Raw genomic sequence first — 16,888 nt, 5'->3', positions numbered from 1 at the left:
CACCACGACAACGTATCCACAAGACCAAACGGAGACCCTCATGAAGCAAGCCCTTCAACACCAGCCAGCCATGCCCGCACGGCGCAAGGCCGTGGCCGCGACGCTGGCCGCAATCGGCACGGCATGGTTCGCCCCGGCGGTATTGGCACAGGACGGCAGCTATCCCGCCCGGCCGGTAACGCTGGTGGTATCGGCCGCGGCCGGCGGCACCACTGACCTGGCCGCGCGCATGATTGCCGAGCCGCTGTCCAAGGCGCTCGGCCAGCCGGTGGTGGTCGACAACCGTCCCGGCGGCAACGGCGGCATCGCCGCCAGCCTGGTCGCGCGCGCCAAGCCCGACGGCTACACGCTGATGCTGCAGTACTCCGGCTTCCACGTGATCACGCCGCTGCTGGTGAAGAACCTGTCGTGGGATCCGGTCAAGGACTTTGCCCCGGTGGCCAATATCCTGTCGGCGCCGCAGGTGCTGGTGGTTCGCCCGAGCCTGCCGGTCAAGTCGCTGAAGGAACTGGTGGCCTACGCCAAGGCCAACCCGGACAAGCTCAACTACGCCTCGTCGGGCAACGGTTCGCTGCAGCACGTGTCGACCGAGCTGCTGAACCAGATGGCCGGCACCAAGATCACGCACGTGCCGTACAAGGGCACCGGCCCGGCCATGACCGACCTGCTGGGCGGCTCGGTCGACCTGACCATCACCACGCCGCCGCCGCTGATGGGCCATATCGCCGCCGGCAAGCTGCGTCCGCTGGTGGTGACCAGCAAGACCCGCCTGCCCAGCCTGAAGGACGTGCCGTCGGCGCCCGAGGCCGGCTACCCCGACCTCGACGTGTCGTCGTGGTTTGCGATGTACGCGCCGGCGGGAACGCCCAAGCCGGTGGTCGACAAGCTGACCGGCGAGATCGACAAGATCATGCGCACCGAGGCCTTCCGCAAGAAGGCCGAGGAACTGGGCGCCGAGGCCAAGTACATGAATCCGCAGCAGCTGGCGCAATACCAGAAGGCCGAGCTGGCGCGCTGGGCCAAGGTGATCAAGTCCGCCGACATCCACGCGGAATGACGCCAGCGCTGCGGCAAGGTGATCGAAAGGTAAGGGCGCTAAGCTGGCGGGTTTGCTAGGTATAGATACCGATGCGGCGCACCGCGCCGGCCGGTAGCATGGCAATTTGCCGCAACGCGGCGCCCCCCTTTCAAGCGCTCGTTGCCGCGGCGCCAGTCCACACGGGTAGGAGATCTCGCATGTATAACAAGAAATTCTGGAAGCAATTCCTGATCGCGCTGGCGCTGTTCCTGGCCGGCTGGTTCACCTTCGGCCATGCCCTGGCACAGGGCAAGCCCGAGAAGTCCAAGGTCACCATCGCGGTGGGCGGCAAGAACCTGTTCTATTACCTGCCGCTGACCATCGCCGAGCGCCTCGGCTACTTCAAGGAAGAAGGGCTGGAGGTCGAGATCGTCGACTTCGCCGGCGGCGCCAAGGCACTGCAGGCGGTGGTGGGCGGCAGCGCCGACGTGGTCTCGGGCGCCTACGAGCACACCATCAACCTGCAGGCCAAGGGCCAGCGCTACCAGGAATTCGTGCTGCAGGGCCGCGCCCCGCAGATCGTGCTGGTGGTGTCGAACAAGACCATGCCCAACTTCAAGTCGGTCGCCGACCTGAAGGGCAAGAAGATCGGCGTGACCGCGCCGGGCTCGTCGACCAACATGATGGCCAACTTCGTGCTGGCCAAGCATGGCCTGAAGCCGTCGGACGTGTCGTTCATCGGCGTCGGTGCCAGCGCCGGGGCGGTGGCGGCGATGCGTTCGGGCCAGATCGATGCCATGGCCAACCTCGACCCGGTGGTGTCGATGCTGACGCAGAAGAACGAAGTGCGCATCGCCTCGGACACCCGCACGCTCAAGGACACCCAGGCGGTGTTCGGCGGCAACATGCCGTCGGGCTGCCTGTACGCGTCGCAGGCCTTCATCCAGCAGAACCCCAACACCACGCAGGCGCTGACCAACGCCATGGTGCGCGCACTCAAGTGGCTGCAGAAGGCGGGCCCGTCCGACATCGTCAAGACCGTGCCGGAAAGCTACCTGCTGGGCGACCGCGCGCTGTACCTGGCCGCATGGGACAAGGTCAAGGAAGCGATCTCGCCGGACGGCACCATGCCGGCCGACGGCCCGCGCACAGCGCTCAACGCGCTGGGCCAGTTCGACGCCGAACTGAAGGGCAAGTCGATCAAGCTGGAAGAGACCTACACCAACGCGTTCGTGCAGAAGGCCAACGCCAAGTACAAGTAATTTTCCTGCCGTCGACGCCATCGGCCCGCTGCCCGCAGCGGGCCTTTGCTTTGCGGCAGCGACGGCTTGTCCATCATCACCCGCCCGCGCCGCTGCCTGCGCCGCCATGGCGGGTACGAGACGGTTCATCATGAGCATTCCCGCACTTTCACTCGACCAGGTCACCTGCACCTTTGTCTCGCGCGATGACCGCAGCCAGCGCTATACCGCGGTCAAGGACGTCACGCTGTCGATCCAGCCCGGCGAATTCGTATCGGTGGTCGGTCCCACCGGCTGCGGCAAGTCGACGCTGCTGAATGTCGGCGCCGGCCTGCTGGAGCCTTCCAGCGGCGAGGTGCGCGTGTTCGGCGAGCCGCTGCGCGGCATCAACCGGCGCGCCGGCTACATGTTCCAGACCGAGGCGCTGATGCCGTGGCGCAGCGCGCTCGACAACGTCGTCGCCGGCCTGGAGTTCCGCGGCACCGCGCGCGCCGAGGCGGTGCAGCAGGGCGAGGAATGGCTGCGCCGGGTGGGCCTGGGCGGGTTTGGCGACCGCTACCCGCACCAGCTTTCGGGCGGCATGCGCAAGCGCGTGGCGCTGGCGCAGACGCTGGTGCTGGACCCGGACATCATCCTGATGGACGAACCGTTCTCCGCGCTCGACATCCAGACCCGCCAGCTGATGGAGAACGAGGTGCTGGAGCTGTGGGCCGCCAAGCGCAAGGCGGTGCTCTTCATCACCCACGACCTGGACGAGGCCATCGCCATGAGCGACCGCGTGGTGGTGCTGTCGGCCGGCCCCGGCACGCATCCGATCGGCGAGTTCGCGATCGACCTGCCGCGCCCGCGCGACGTCGCCGAGATCCGCAACCATCCGCGCTTCGTCGAGCTGCACGCCGCGATCTGGGACGTGCTGCGCGAGGAAGTGCTCAAGGGCTACGCCCAGCAGCGCAAGGTCGCCTGAACCGTTTCGACCTGCATCCCCATTCAAAACAAGAACTGAATCCCGATGGCATTCCGTACTGATTCCAAGGGCATGCTGCGCGTGTGGCAGCTGCTCGTGCTGGTGGTGATCCTCGGCGTGTGGCACGTGGCCACGCGCTCGCAGCAGGTCGCCTTTTTCTTTGGCGAGCCGCTGATGGTGGCGCAACGCATCTGGAACTGGTTTATCGTCGAGCGCGATATCTACCTGCACCTGGGCGTGACCCTGATCGAGACCGTGCTGGCGTTCGGCATCGGCACGGTCGCGGGGCTGGGCGTCGGCCTGTGGCTGGCGCTGAGCCCGCTGACCTCGGCCATTCTCGATCCCTACGTCAAGGCCATGAACTCGATGCCGCGCGTGATCCTGGCGCCGATCTTCGCGGTCTGGTTCGGGCTGGGCATCTGGTCGAAGGTGGCGCTGGCGGTGACGCTGGTGTTTTTCATCGTCTTCTTCAACGTCTACCAGGGCGTCAAGGAAGTGAGCCCGGTGGTGCTGGCCAATGCGCGCATGCTGGGCGCCAATCAGAAGCAGCTGCTGCGCCATGTCTACCTGCCGAGCGCGACCAGCTGGGTGTTCTCGTCGCTGCATACCTCGGTAGGCCTGGCCTTCGTCGGCGCGGTGGTGGGCGAATACCTGGGCTCGGCGCGCGGCGTGGGCTACCTGATCCTGCAGGCCGAGGGCACCTTCGACATCAATACCGTGTTCGCCGGCATCGTGGTACTGACCGCGTTTGCGCTGGTGCTGGACTGGATGGTCGGCATCGGCGAGAAGCGGCTGATGAAGTGGCAGCCGAAGAGCGGGGAGACGGAGAAGCTTTGACTTTCCGCTTCGGCGGTGGTTGCTCCCCTCTCCAGCAAGCTGCGGGAGAGGGAGTACACAGTCGGTCAAGGACAAGCCCTGGCGCCGAACCTGACCGACACCATCAGTCCGCCACCCGGCGTTTCGCCAAGGTCCACCGTCGCGCCATGCAGCCGCGCGATCTCGCGCACGATCGACAGGCCCAGGCCGGTGCCTTCCACCGCCTGCCCGCTGGCGCCGCGATAGAAGCGCCGGAACACCGCCTCGCGTTCGGCCGGCGCAATGCCGGGGCCGTTGTCGATGACCTGCAGCTGCGCCATCCCATCCTCACCCGCCACGCGCACCGTCACCATTGCGCCGCGCCCGGCATAGCGGATCGCGTTGTCGATCAGGTTGCCGGTCAGCTCCTGCAGCAGCTCGGGCTGTCCGGCGATCTGCGCCGCACCCTCCCGCTCGAAACCCAGGTCGACTCCGGCGCCGTGCGCCACCGGCGCCCACTCCAGCGCCACCGCCTGCGCCAGCGTATCCAGCCGCAGCGGCTTCAGCGCCGGCTCGTAGCCGGCATCGGGCTCCAGCCGCGATAGCGACAGCAACTGCTGCACGCCCCTGGACGCGTGCCGCACGGTGCCGTGCAGCACGCGCATATGCTCGCGCACGCGTTCGCGGTCGCGTTCGCGCAGCGCCAGTTCGGACTGCGCCTGGATGATTGCCAGCGGGGTCTTGAGCTGGTGCGCGGCATCGGCAAAGAAGCGCTTGCGCGCCAGCACCATGCCGTGCAGCCGCGCCATGTACTGGTTCAGCGCCCGCACCAGCGGCTTCATCTCGGCCGGCAGGCCTTTCTGCTCGATCGGGTCGAGCTGCGTGCCGCGCCCCGCCACCGTGTCGGAAAGCCGGTGCAGCGGGCGCAGGCCGCGCCGCACGCCGAGCCAGACGATGCCCAGCGCCAGCGTCACCAGCATCAGTTCCTGCAGCAGCGAGCCGATCAGGATGTCGCGTGCCAGCAGCTGGCGCGGCTCGATGGTCTCGCCCACCAGCACCCACACCAGCCGCGTGCGCGCCGCGCCGACGTCGCGCACTGGCAGCGGCTGCGCGGCCATGCGCAGGGGCTGGTCGCGGAACAAGGTGTCGTAGAACACGGTGCGGTACAGCTGCAGCGGTGCGTCGGCCGGCATCGGCAGGTCGTCGTAGCCGGTGACGGTGGTGCCGTCGTCGGCGCGGATGCGGTAGAAAATGCGCGGGCCGGCCTGGCCGTCGAACAGCTCGAGCGCGAGGTTGGGCAGGTCGACCGCGAGCCGTCCCTCGTGCAGCCGGATGCCTTCGCGCATCGCGCGCAGCGATGCCTCCAGCGTGCGGTCGAAGGCGGTATGCGCGGCCGACATCGCGCGCTGGTAGGTCAGCCAGGCATCGAAGGCCAGCAATCCCATCAGCGGCAGCAGCAGCCACAGCGACAACTGCAGCCGCAGGCTGGGTGCCGGGCGCGGCCGCTTCATGCCGCCGGCCGCGCTTCGAGCAGGTAGCCCAGGCCGCGCAGCGTGACGATGGCGACGCCGCTGCCGTCGAGCTTCTTGCGCAGCCGGTGCACGTAGATCTCGATCGCGTCCGGATTGACCGATTCGTCGATGCCGAAGATCTTCTCCGACAGCGCGCCCTTGTTGACCGCGCGGCCATCGCGCAGCAGCAGCACCTCGAGCACGGCGCGCTCGCGCCCGGTCAGCGCCAGCAGCTGGCCGTGCAGCAGGAAGGCGCGGCTGATGCTGTCGTAGTGCAGCGGGCCGAAGGCGATCTGCGTGCTGTCATGGCCATGGGCGCGACGGATCAGCGCGCGGGCGCGCGCTTCCAGCTCGGACAGGTCGAACGGCTTGGCCAGGTAGTCGTCGGCGCCCAGGTCCAGGCCGCGCACACGGTCCTCGACCGAGCCGTGCGCGGTCAGGATCAGCACCGGCAGCGGATTGCGCCGCTGGCGCAGGCGGCGCAGCACTTCCAGACCATCCAGGCCGGGCAGGCCCAGGTCCAGGATCAGCAGCGCGTAGTCCTGCGTGCTCAGCAGCGTGTCCGCGCTGTGGCCGTCGTGCATGCAGTCGACCGTGAAGCCGGCCTGGCCCAGGGCCTGGCTGAGCGAACTGGCCAGCATCACATTGTCTTCGGCAAGCAGGATACGCATGGGGCAGGGCGGGCAGGGCGGCAGCACGGCAGAGCGGCTGCGACAGCAAAAAACGGCAAAGGCCAGACTGATACAGCGAACCGCGCCGGCTTAGAAGCTAGGGAAACCACTGATCCCGCGGCGGCGCCATGGCCGCGAAAAGCCTGCCCTTCGAAAGCGAACTGAAAGTGCGCGTCACCTACCATCCCGCCGCTGACGATTACCACAACAAGCACAAGGAAGGAGATGGCAATGAAGCGTACGGCAATGGCGTTGGCCGCGATGGGCCTGGCGGCCGCGGGGTCGGCATCCGCGCAATCGAACGTGACCCTGTACGGGCTGGTCGACGCGGGCATCGAATATGTCAGCCATGCCGGGCCGGACGGCTCGGCGGTCAAGCTGACCTCGGGCGGCAAGAACACCTCGCGCTGGGGCATCCGCGGCAGCGAAGACCTGGGCGGCGGCCTGAAGGCGATCTTCAACCTCGAAAGCGGCATCGCCATCGACACCGGCCGGCTCGACACCGACAACACGCTGTTCGACCGCCGCGCCACCGTGGGCCTGTCGAGCCGCTACGGCCAGGTGGTGCTGGGCCGCACCTTCACCACCACCTACGACTTCATGCTGCCGTTCGACCCGATGGGCTATGCGCCGGCGTATTCGTGGGCGACGTCGTCGACCGCCACCGGCGGGCGCAAGGACGGATTGTTCTCGCGCGCATCCAATGCCATCCGCTACGACGGCAGCTTCGGCGGCCTGAAGCTCGGCGCGACGGTGGCGCTGGGCGAAGTGGCGGGGGACTTCAAGAGCTCGTCCAAGTACGCGCTGGGCGCCGGCTACAACGCCGGCAAGTTCGCCGCCGCCGCGACCTGGGACCGCCAGAACGGCGCCGGCACCAGCACCACGCCCGCCGACGCCACCGACTACATCCAGGGCATCCATGCCGGCGCCAGCTATGACTTCGGCGACCTGAAGCTGTTTGCCGGCTACCGCAACTACAAGCGCAGCTTCACCACCGGCGCGGCCAGCCAGCGCAGCGACATGTACTGGGGCGGCGCCAGCTACGCCTTCACGCCGGCGTTCACGCTGTACGGCGCGGTCTACAAGCAGAACATCAAGGGCGGCAACGATGCCGACCCGATCCTGTTCTCGCTGCGCGGGCAGTACGCGCTGTCCAAGCGCACGCTGGCCTACCTGTCAGTGGGCTACGCGAAGGCGCGCAATGGCCAGGACGTCAGCGTGTCGCGCGACCTGGTCGGCTTTGCCAGCAACCAGACCGGCGTCATGGCCGGCCTGCAGCATCGCTTCTGATAGGGAACTTGCGGAAAACGGCCGGGCCGGGGGCTGGCTGTTTTGGGAACTGCCCGTTGGCCCGCGCCGGGGTGTGCGCAATCGGGACAACAGGCAGCTTGGGGCGGATTGCCTCGCATGGCGCAGGGTGTAGCCGCACCGCCTGCGCCTTATTTTTTTGGCGCCGTCACGGCACGATCACGATCTTGCCGGTGACCTTGCGCGCTTCCATGTCCTTGAGCGCCTGCGCGGCCTGCTCCAGCGGATAGCGCGCCGAGATATGCGGGCGGATCTTGCCTTCCTTCATCCAGCCCAGCATCTGCGCCATGTTGGCCTGGTTGGCCTTGGGCTCGCGCCGCACGAAATCGCCCCAGAACACGCCCACCAGCGACGCGCCCTTGAGCAGCGCCAGGTTGAGCGGCAGCCTGGGGATCTCGCCATTGGCGAAGCCCACCACCAGGTAGCGGCCGCGCCAGCCGATCGAGCGGAACGCCGGTTCGGCATAGATGCCGCCGACCGGGTCGTAGATCACGTCCGGGCCCTTGCCGTCGGTCAGCGCCTTGATGCGCTCGCGCAGGTCTTCGGTGCTGTAGTTGATCAAGGCGTCGGCACCGTGCTGCCTGCACACTTCGAGCTTTTCGTCGGTCGACGCCGCCGCGATCACGCGCGCGCCGATGGCCTTGCCGATCTCGATCGCTGCGAGGCCGACGCCGCCGGCCGCGCCCAGCACCAGCATGGTCTGGCCCGCCTTCAGCTCGCCGCGGTCGATCACCGCGTGGTGCGAGGTGCCGTAGGTCAGCGTGAAGGCCGCCGCGGTCTCGAAGTCGATGCCGGGCGGCATCGGCACCACCGACGCCGCCGGCGCCCTGGCCTGGCTGGCGAAAGCGCCATTGCCCAGGTAGGCGATGACTTTGTCGCCGGGCTTGACGTGGGTGACGCCTTCGCCCACCGCCTTGACCACGCCGGCCAGCTCCGAACCGGGCGTGAACGGCAGTTCGGGCTTGGCCTGGTACTTGTTCTGGATGATCAGCACATCCGGGAAGTTGACCGCGGCCGCCTTGACGTCGATGACCACTTCGCCCTTGCCGGGCACCAGGTCGGGCAGGGTTTCGAGGGTCAGCGAATCGGGCGGACCCCAGGCTTTGCACAATACGGCTTTCATCTTGTCTCCGGTGGTGTGGTTGGCATGCCGCGCCAGTCAAGCTTACGCGGGCCGGCGGGGCAAGTGTAGCGCAGGAATAGCACGGTCGTTCTGTTTCATGCGGAAGGCGTGGAGGCGGTCATTTGCCGCCTGCATACAGTGCCGGCGCCGCCGCCGCGGATGGCCGGATCGGGCGGCGCGCGGGCCGCTTGCGCGCCTGCGCTCAGGTACAATCGCGGCATGCATATCCTTCTCGCCAACGACGACGGTTATCTCGCGCCGGGACTGGCCGTTTTGCATGCTGCGCTCGCGCCGCTGGGCCGGATCACGGTCATCGCGCCGGAGCAGAACCATAGCGGCGCTTCCAATTCCCTGACCCTGCAGCGCCCGCTGTCGATCTACGAAGCGCGCGAAGGCGTGCAAAAAGGTTTTCGCTTCGTCAACGGCACGCCCACCGATTGCGTGCATATCGCGCTGACCGGGCTGCTCGACGAAAAGCCTGACCTGGTGGTGTCCGGCATCAACCAGGGCCAGAACATGGGCGAGGACGTGCTGTACTCCGGCACCGTCGCCGCCGCGATCGAGGGCTACCTGCTGGGGATTCCCTCGGTGGCCTTCTCGCAGGTGGACAAGGGCTGGGAACACCTCGATGCCGCCGCGCGCGTCGCGCGCACCGTGGTCGAGCGCATCATCGGCACGCCGCCGGCCGAGCCGTTCCTGCTCAACGTCAATATCCCGAACCTGCCGTTCGAACATATCCAGGGCTATCGCGCCACGCGCCTGGGCAAGCGTCATCCGTCGCAGCCGGTGATCACGCAGGTCAACCCGCGCGGCGACACCAATTACTGGATCGGTCCCGCCGGCGACGCGCGCGATGCCAGCGAAGGCACCGACTTCCACGCGACCGCGCAGGGCTATGTCTCGCTCACGCCGTTGCAGCTGGACCTGACCCACCGCGGGCAGCTCGACGCGCTCGACCAGTGGCTGAAGTAGGGCCGCCGGTCCCGAGCCGCCCGAGCCGCACGAGCCGTCGAATCGCCGCGTCGCGCCCCCGATGAGTTCCACGCCTCCTCGCAACAAGTTCCCGCTGCCGCTGGATGCGGTGGTCGAGCGCAAGCCCGCGCCCGCGCGCACCGCCGGCATCCCCGCGGTTGGCGCGCCGCGCCCGGCCGCGCCCGTGCCCCCGCCCGTTACGCCAGCCAAGCCGCGGCTGCCGCGCACTGCGGCGCCGGCGCCCGCGCCGGTGCCGGCCAGCGCGGTCGCGCAGCGCGCCTCGGCGGCCACCGCGGGCGGCGGCGGCATGGCCTCGGCGCGTGCGCGCGTGGCACTGGCGGCGCGGCTGCGCGCCGCGGGCATCCGCGACGAGCGCGTGCTGTCGGCCATCGCCACGGTGCCGCGCCACCTGTTCGTCGAGCCGGGGCTGGCATCGCAGGCGTATGAAGACGCCGCGCTGCCGATCGGCCACCAGCAAACCATCTCCAAGCCCTCGGTGGTGGCGCGCATGATCGAGCTGCTGCGCGAGGGCCTGGGCGCCGAGGCGCCGCTGGAGCGCGTGCTCGAGATCGGCACCGGCTGCGGCTACCAGGCCGCGGTTCTGGCCCAGGTGGCGCGCGAAGTCTTCTCGATCGAGCGCATCCGGCCGCTGCACGAACAGGCCAAGGCGAACCTGCGGCCCTTGCGCGTGCCCAACCTGCGCCTGCATTACGGCGACGGCATGCTGGGCCTGCCGCAGGCCGCGCCGTTCTCGGCCATCATCCTCGCCGCGGCCGGCATGGAGGTGCCCGAGGCGCTGCTGGAGCAGCTGGCCATCGGCGGGCGCCTGATCGCCCCGGTGGCGGTGATGCCGCCGGCAGGCGTGCCTGGCCAGACCGTGACGCAGCAGCTGCTGCTGATCGAGCGGCGCAACCGCCATCGCTTTCACCGCACCGCGCTTGAAGCCGTTTTCTTTGTGCCCTTAAAATCGGGCACCATCTGAGTCGAACTATGCACAACATCGTGAAATCGCAAAATTTCGCACGCGCCGGACAACTTCTTGCGGCGACGTCGCTCGCGGCCCTGCTGGCCGCCTGCGCCAATTCGCCGATGCCGGCGCCGGTCGTCGACCGTACCTCCACCTCCGGTACCACCGCGGCGACGCTGGAACCGGCGCCACCCGGGTACTATCGGGTCAAGCGAGGCGATACCCTTTACCGTATCGCGCTGGAGAACGGCCAGTCGTATCGCGATGTGGCAACGTGGAACAACCTGACCAATGTGAACCAGATCGAGGTCGGCCAGCTGCTGCGCATCGTGCCGCCGGGTGCCGACGTCAACACTGCGCCGGGCGTGGCCACCATGCCGGTGGCGCCAGGCACGGTGCAGGCCCAGCCGATCGACCAGGCGCGTCCGAACGGCACGCCGGTGCCGCCGCCGGCCGCGCCCACCGCCGCGCCCACCGGCGCCGCTTCGGCGCCGGCGGCAGCGCCTGCAACACCCGCAGCGACCGCGCCGGGCTCGGCGCCGATGGCCGACGGCTCGATCAAGCTGAGCTGGCCGGCGACCGGCCAGATGGTCGGTAAATTCGACGACAAGGGTAATAAAGGCATCGATATTGCGGGCAAGAAGGGCGATTCGGTGCTGGCCGCGGATGACGGTCGGGTGATTCACGTAGGCCCCTTGCGCGGCTACGGGAATCTTGTCATCATCAAACACAACGAGACATTTCTTACCGCTTACGGGCACAACGACAAGGTGCTCGTCGCCGAGCAATCCACGGTCCGAAAAGGCCAGAAGATTGCAGAGATGGGCAACAGTGATACCGACCGGGTGAAGCTTCACTTCGAAGTTCGCAAGAACGGAAAACCGGTTGATCCGATGCGGTACCTGCCGCCACAGTGAGGGTTCATGCCACGCCAGAAAACTGTCTCCTCCGGAACCGTCAGCAGGGCTCGCCGTCCCAAGCAGCCGGAAGTGAAGGCTGGTGTGGCGCATCCCGACGAACGCGCCGATGCAGAGGGCTTCGAGCCCGATCTCGCCGCCGAGATGCTTCCCGTGACCGACGAGCCCATCGCCACGTCCGCTGCGGTGGGACTGCGCGAGGCCGACCTGCTCGGCGACGACAATGATCGCAACGAGCGCCATCTGCGCGACGACGACGAGGACGAGTCGGACGACGAGGACGAAGACAGCGCGGAAAACGGCACCGAAAGCGCGACCGCCGAGCATGACGATTTCCGCACGGTGCTGCATACCGAGCTGGCCGCCGACACCGTCCAGCACTACCTGAACCGCATCAGCATCAAGCCGCTGCTGTCGGCGCCGGAAGAACTGCATTTCTCCACGCTGGCCAAGGACGGCGACTTTGCCGCGCGCCAGGTCATGATCGAGCGCAACCTGCGGCTGGTGGTCAGCATCGCCAAGGGCTATCTCAATCGCGGCGTGCCGCTGCTCGACCTGATCGAGGAAGGCAACCTGGGCCTGATGCACGCGATCGAGAAGTTCGATCCGTCGCGCGGCTTCCGCTTCTCGACCTACGCAACGTGGTGGATCCGCCAGAGCATCGAGCGCGCCATCATGAACCAGGCCCGCACGGTCCGCCTGCCGGTGCACGTGATCCGCGAACTCAACCAGGTGCTGCGCGCCAAGCGCCATCTGGAGAAGGGCGGCACCGACGGGCGCGACGCCAGCCTGGAAGACATCGCCCACCTGCTGGGCAAGACGCCGGACGAAGTGCAGGACGTGCTGGCACTCAACGAACACACCACCTCGCTCGATACGCCGTTCGATCTCGATCCCGGCTCGAGCCTCCTGGATTTCCTCTCCGACGAGCACAACGCCGCCCCCGACCAGGAGGTGGCGCACCGCGAGCTGGAAGGGCTGATGAAGCTCTGGCTGGCGCGCCTGTCGGAAAAGCATCGCTATGTGGTCGAGCGCCGCTTCGGCCTGAACCACATCGAGCCCGCCACGCTGGAAGAGCTTGCCGAGGAGATGGGCCTGACGCGCGAGCGCGTGCGCCGGATCCAGCAGGAGGCGCTGGTCAAGCTCAAGCGGCATTTCGCTTCGCAAGGTGTCAGGAAGGACGCCGTTCTATGACCCCTGTGCTGGTATTCGACATCGAGACCATTCCCGATGTCGCCGGCCTGCGCCGTTTGCATGACCATCCCGATGCGATGAGCGACGCCGAAGTCGCCGAGCATGCGTTTTCCGCCCGCCGCGAAAAGACCGGCAGCGATTTCCTCCCGCACTACCTGCAGCGTGTCGCCGCGATTTCCTGCGTGCTGCGGCGCACGCACCGCGACGGCTCGGCGGTGTTCCATGTCGGCTCGCTCGGCACGCCGCAGGACGGCGAGGCCACGCTGATCCAGAAGTTCTATGAACTGATCGCGCGCTACAGCCCGCAACTGGTGTCGTGGAATGGCGGCGGCTTCGACCTGCCGGTGCTGCACTACCGCGGCCTGGTCAACGGCATCACCGCGCCGCGTTATTGGGAGATGGGCGAGGGCCGCGACGAGGACAGCCGCGACTTCAAGTGGAACAACTACATCAGCCGCTACCACATGCGGCACCTGGACCTGATGGACCTGCTGGCGATGTACCAGCCGCGCGCCAGCGCCCCGCTCGATGACCTGGCCAAGCTGTGCGGCTTTCCGGGCAAGATGGGGATGGACGGCAGCAAGGTATGGCAGGCCTTCCAGGCCGGGCAGCTTGACGAGATCCGCGCGTACTGCGAGACCGACGTCGTCAACACCTACCTGATGTACTGCCGCTTCCAGCTGATGCGCGGCGGGCTGTCGCCGCGCGAGTTCGATATCGAGATGGAATTCGTCCAGGAATCGCTGGCCGAGCTGCCGGGCGAACAGTGGATGGAATACCTGCAGGCCTTCCGGCTGCAGCGCCTGACGCCCGAAGCCGAAGACCTCGAAGACTGACGACGGCAGCCGCGGGCCCGGCCTGGCCCGGCGCAGACCGGCCTAGAGGTCCAGCGACAGCAGGATCGGCTGGTGGTCCGAGGCATCGGTGTCGGCGTTGACCTCGCAGCGCCGGATGCGGGCCACGAGCGGCTCGGTCACCAGCATGAAGTCACAGGCAAAGGGCGGCTCGGGCCATTGTTCCTTGTCGTGCAGCGCGCAGGTCGGGGCATGCGGCTGGCCGGGATGCGCATGCAGCCAGGCGTCGCGCCAGGCTGGCGTGCCGTCGTCGAAGGGGTCGAGCATGCGCCGATAGGCGACATCGTCGGGTTTGCTGTTGAAGTCGCCGCACAGGATGGCTTCGACGGGCCGCGGCTCGGGCGTGAACGGGCCCGGCCACTGCTCGTTGCGGCCGGGGCGGCGCGCGTGGGCGCAAGCCTCGGCATGCCAGTCGCGCAGGGCTTCGGCCTGGGCGTTGCGCTGGGGCGCCGAATAATATTCCAGATGGGTGCAGATCACGCGCAGCGGCGCGCTGCCGGCTTCCACGGTGGCTTCCAGCGCCACCCGCGGCATCGATGCCACCTCGGGGTCCGCGGGCCAGGGCAGTGCATGCCGAAACACCTCGCGCACCGGCAGCCGGGTGGCAACCAGGTTGCCGAACTGCTTGAGCTCGCCGGTGCGGCCACGCCGCTCGACCGCCGGCGCATAGAGGAGCTGATAGCCCGGCAGCAGCGCGGTCAGCTCCGATACCTGGTCGGCGCCGGGTTCGCCACGTAGTTCGCCAAAGCCGCGCGTCACCTCCTGCAGGCACAGCACGTCGGCATCGGCCATGGCGCGCAGGACCTCGACCTGCCGCGCCAGGTCGACGCGCCCGTCGGCGCCGCGGCCCCACTGGATGTTCCACGAAATCAGTTCCATGCCTGCTCTCCGTCGTCGGCCCGGACGTACGCCAACGGAGCCGGCCCGGTCTGGCATACAATCGCGCTTTCGTAAAACAATACGTCAGGTTTTATCTGGTGTCCCAAGCCGTGTCCTCCCCACAAGAAACGCCGGCCGTGCCGGCCGCTGCGGCGGTCGAAGGTGCTGCCCCCGTCGCAAAGAACTCCCGTGGCCGTGGTGCCGCCCAGGGCGGTGCGCCCGCGGACGACCCCGTGGTGACGATCGACAGCCTCGACATGGAAGCCCGCGGCGTCGGCCGGCTGGTCAACGAGGACGGCACGCCGGGCAAGGTGATCTTCGTCGAGGGCGCGCTGCCGGGCGAGACCGTCAGCTACCGCAGCTATCGCCGCAAGCCCAGCTACGAGCAGGCGCACCTGGGCGAAGTGCGGCAGGCCTCCGTGATGCGCGTCGAGCCGGGCTGCCAGCACTTTGGCGTCTGCGGCGGGTGCTCGATGCAGCATCTGGATTCGCGCGCGCAGCTCGCCATCAAGCAACGTGTGCTGGAAGACAACTTGTGGCACTTGTCCAAGGTGAAGCCCGACGTGGTGTTCCGCCCGATCGCCGGGCCCGACTGGGGCTATCGCTACCGCGCGCGCCTGACGGTGCGCCATGTGGCCAAGAAGGGCGGGGTGCTGGTCGGCTTTCATGAGCGCAAGAGCAGCTATGTCGCCGACATGACGCGCTGCGAGATCCTGCCGCCGCATGTGTCGGCGATGCTGGTGCCGCTGCGCGAGCTGGTGATGGGGCTGTCGATCCGCGACCGCATGCCGCAGATCGAGCTGGCCGTGGGCCAGGAGGTGACGGCGCTGGTGCTGCGCATCCTGGAGCCGCTGACCGATGCCGACAAGGACCTGCTGCGTGCCTTTGCCGATGCGCACAAAGTGCAGTTCTGGCTGCAGCCGAAGGGCCCGGATACCGTCTATCCGTTCTACCCGGCCGACGCCGAACTGGCCTACACGCTGCCGGAGTTCGGCATCCGCATGCCGTTCAAGCCGACCGACTTCACCCAGGTCAACCACCAGATCAACCGCGTGCTGATCGGCCGCGCGCTGCGCCTGCTCGACGCGCAGCCGCAGGACCGCCTGCTCGACCTGTTCTGCGGCATCGGCAACTTCACGCTGCCGCTGGCGACGCAGGGCAAGACGGTGATGGGCATCGAAGGCAGCGAGGCGCTGACCGCGCGCGCGCTTGCCAATGCGGAATACAACGGGCTGGCCGCCAGGACCGAGTTCGCGTGCCGCAACCTGTTCGAGGTCACCGCCGACGACATCGCCGCGCTGGGCCGCTTCGACCGCTGGCTGGTCGATCCGCCGCGCGAAGGCGCGCTCGCGGTGAGCAAGGCGCTGGGCGAGCTGGCGCAGCAGGGCAGCGACGTGCTGCCGCGGCGCATCGTCTATGTGTCGTGCAGCCCCGCTACGCTGGCGCGCGACGCCGGCCTGCTGGTGCACGAGGCGGGATACCGCCTGAGCGGCGCCGGCGTGGTCAACATGTTCCCGCACACCTCGCACGTCGAGTCGATCGCGGTGTTTGATCGTAGCTGATCGCGACTGATCGCTGCGGGCACCCAAAAGAAAAGCCGGCCAACAGGCCGGCTTTTTTCATGCCGCGGCAGTCGCCGTCATTCGCGGTTGCCGCCGAAGATGCCCAGCAGCGCCAGCAGGTTGGCGAACACGTTGTACACGTCGAGGTAGATCGCCAGCGTGGCGGTGATGTAGTTGGTCTCGCCGCCGTTCACCACGCGCTGCACGTCGAACAGGATGTACGCCGAGAAGATACCGATCGCGATCACCGACACCGTGATCATCAGCGCCGGCAGCTGCAGCCAGATATTGGCGACGCTGGCCAGGATCAGCAGGATCACGCCGACGAACAGGAACTTGCCCAGGCCGGAGAAATCACGCTTGCTGACGGTGGCGATCGACGCCATCGCGCCGAACACGGCCGCGGTGCCGCCGAAGGCGTACATGATCAGTGCCGGGCCGTTCGAGAACGACAAGGTGACGCTGATCAGCCGCGACAGCATCAGGCCCATGAAGAAGGTGAAGGCCAGCAGCAGGACCACGCCCATGCTGCTGTTCTTGGTCTTCTCGATGGCAAAGAAGAAGCCGAACGCGATCGCGAGGAACAGGATCAGCGACAGGCCGGGGCTGCCCGCCATGAAGCTGAAGCCGGTGGCCACGCCGATCCACGCACCGAGCACGGTGGGGATCATCGATAGGGCCAGCAGCCAGTAAGTGTTGCGCAAGACCCGGTTGCGAACGACGACGTCAGTGACGGTCGACGCACTGTTGCCGAAACCGTAGGTGTTCAGCTTGTTATCCATGGTGACTCCTGTCTCAAAACGGTGAGGCGCCGGCGTGGCGGGACTTCAAATGCGAAGACTCGTATGGAAGCCGGACGGAACCATCGTCAATGTGGCATCGGGCAGGCCGGATTGCAAGGGCGCGGTAATT

At 67.6% G+C, this 16,888-nt stretch carries 16 protein-coding genes; 11 read left to right on the top strand and 5 right to left on the bottom strand.

Going from position 1 to position 16,888, the window contains the following annotated elements:
* Positions 1 to 40 precede the first annotated feature (40 nt).
* The 4 genes from A2G96_RS15360 (at position 41) to A2G96_RS15345 (ending at position 4,060) form a co-directional block, all read left to right on the top strand.
* Positions 41 to 1,057 carry a Bug family tripartite tricarboxylate transporter substrate binding protein gene (locus A2G96_RS15360; protein WP_062800644.1) on the top strand — a complete coding sequence of 339 codons (1,017 nt, stop codon included), beginning with the start codon at positions 41 to 43 and terminating at the stop codon, positions 1,055 to 1,057.
* Positions 1,058 to 1,236: 179 nt separating this feature from the next.
* Complete coding sequence (locus tag A2G96_RS15355; RefSeq protein ID WP_062800642.1) at positions 1,237 to 2,280, top strand: ABC transporter substrate-binding protein; 1,044 nt, start codon at positions 1,237 to 1,239, stop codon at positions 2,278 to 2,280.
* A 130-nt stretch (positions 2,281 to 2,410) separates the two neighbouring features.
* Positions 2,411 to 3,223, top strand: a complete 813-nt coding sequence (locus tag A2G96_RS15350; protein WP_018007788.1) for an ABC transporter ATP-binding protein — start codon at positions 2,411 to 2,413, stop codon at positions 3,221 to 3,223.
* A 45-nt stretch (positions 3,224 to 3,268) separates the two neighbouring features.
* Positions 3,269 to 4,060, top strand: a complete 792-nt coding sequence (locus A2G96_RS15345) for an ABC transporter permease (protein ID WP_062800639.1) — start codon at positions 3,269 to 3,271, stop codon at positions 4,058 to 4,060.
* A 65-nt stretch (positions 4,061 to 4,125) separates the two neighbouring features.
* Here the strand turns inward: A2G96_RS15345 and A2G96_RS15340 are convergent, their stop codons facing one another.
* Together A2G96_RS15340 and A2G96_RS15335 are read right to left on the bottom strand one after the other, a co-directional pair.
* Positions 4,126 to 5,529 (bottom strand): sensor histidine kinase, encoded by a 1,404-nt coding sequence (locus A2G96_RS15340; RefSeq protein WP_062800637.1) that lies wholly within the window; start codon positions 5,527 to 5,529, stop codon positions 4,126 to 4,128.
* On the bottom strand, positions 5,526 to 6,200 hold the full coding sequence (locus A2G96_RS15335; protein ID WP_062800635.1) for a response regulator: 675 nt from the start codon (positions 6,198 to 6,200) through the stop codon (positions 5,526 to 5,528). The genes A2G96_RS15340 and A2G96_RS15335 overlap by 4 nt, the downstream gene beginning before the upstream one ends.
* A 231-nt stretch (positions 6,201 to 6,431) precedes the next feature.
* On the opposite strand from A2G96_RS15335, the gene A2G96_RS15330 reads away from it, so the two are divergent.
* Complete coding sequence (locus tag A2G96_RS15330) at positions 6,432 to 7,490, top strand: porin (protein ID WP_062800633.1); 1,059 nt, start codon at positions 6,432 to 6,434, stop codon at positions 7,488 to 7,490.
* 166 nt (positions 7,491 to 7,656) lie between these two features.
* On the opposite strand, the gene A2G96_RS15325 is transcribed toward A2G96_RS15330, so the two are convergent.
* Complete coding sequence (locus A2G96_RS15325) at positions 7,657 to 8,631, bottom strand: NADPH:quinone oxidoreductase family protein (RefSeq protein ID WP_062800631.1); 975 nt, start codon at positions 8,629 to 8,631, stop codon at positions 7,657 to 7,659.
* A 219-nt stretch (positions 8,632 to 8,850) separates the two neighbouring features.
* Here A2G96_RS15325 and surE point away from each other — a divergent pair, with 219 nt between their 5' ends.
* The 5 genes from surE (at position 8,851) to A2G96_RS15300 (ending at position 13,517) form a co-directional block, all read left to right on the top strand.
* Complete coding sequence (gene surE / locus A2G96_RS15320; protein WP_018007785.1) at positions 8,851 to 9,603, top strand: 5'/3'-nucleotidase SurE; 753 nt, start codon at positions 8,851 to 8,853, stop codon at positions 9,601 to 9,603.
* Between the two features lie 61 nt (positions 9,604 to 9,664).
* Complete coding sequence (locus tag A2G96_RS15315) at positions 9,665 to 10,585, top strand: protein-L-isoaspartate(D-aspartate) O-methyltransferase (protein WP_062800629.1); 921 nt, start codon at positions 9,665 to 9,667, stop codon at positions 10,583 to 10,585.
* An 8-nt stretch (positions 10,586 to 10,593) separates the two neighbouring features.
* Positions 10,594 to 11,487, top strand: coding sequence for a peptidoglycan DD-metalloendopeptidase family protein (locus A2G96_RS15310; RefSeq protein WP_062800627.1), 894 nt, complete (start codon positions 10,594 to 10,596; stop codon positions 11,485 to 11,487).
* A gap of 6 nt (positions 11,488 to 11,493) precedes the next feature.
* Entirely contained in the window at positions 11,494 to 12,681 is a 1,188-nt protein-coding gene (gene rpoS, locus A2G96_RS15305) for an RNA polymerase sigma factor RpoS (RefSeq protein ID WP_062800625.1), read from the top strand.
* Positions 12,678 to 13,517: a 3'-5' exonuclease gene (locus A2G96_RS15300; RefSeq protein WP_062800623.1), complete on the top strand. Its 840-nt coding sequence runs from the start codon at positions 12,678 to 12,680 to the stop codon at positions 13,515 to 13,517. Before rpoS ends, A2G96_RS15300 begins: the two co-directional genes overlap by 4 nt.
* A 42-nt stretch (positions 13,518 to 13,559) precedes the next feature.
* On the opposite strand, the gene A2G96_RS15295 is transcribed toward A2G96_RS15300, so the two are convergent.
* Complete coding sequence (locus A2G96_RS15295; RefSeq protein WP_062800621.1) at positions 13,560 to 14,414, bottom strand: endonuclease/exonuclease/phosphatase family protein; 855 nt, start codon at positions 14,412 to 14,414, stop codon at positions 13,560 to 13,562.
* Positions 14,415 to 14,671: 257 nt separating this feature from the next.
* On the opposite strand from A2G96_RS15295, the gene rlmD reads away from it, so the two are divergent.
* Entirely contained in the window at positions 14,672 to 15,976 is a 1,305-nt protein-coding gene (gene rlmD / locus A2G96_RS15290) for a 23S rRNA (uracil(1939)-C(5))-methyltransferase RlmD (protein ID WP_231909659.1), read from the top strand.
* A 77-nt stretch (positions 15,977 to 16,053) separates the two neighbouring features.
* On the opposite strand, the gene A2G96_RS15285 is transcribed toward rlmD, so the two are convergent.
* On the bottom strand, positions 16,054 to 16,758 hold the full coding sequence (locus A2G96_RS15285) for a Bax inhibitor-1/YccA family protein (protein WP_012353168.1): 705 nt from the start codon (positions 16,756 to 16,758) through the stop codon (positions 16,054 to 16,056).
* Positions 16,759 to 16,888: the final 130 nt, after the last annotated feature.

This window comes from Cupriavidus nantongensis (genome assembly GCF_001598055.1).
GTDB classification, from domain to species: Bacteria; Pseudomonadota; Gammaproteobacteria; order Burkholderiales; family Burkholderiaceae; genus Cupriavidus; species Cupriavidus nantongensis.
This window is presented reverse-complemented; position numbering and strand designations above follow the sequence as displayed.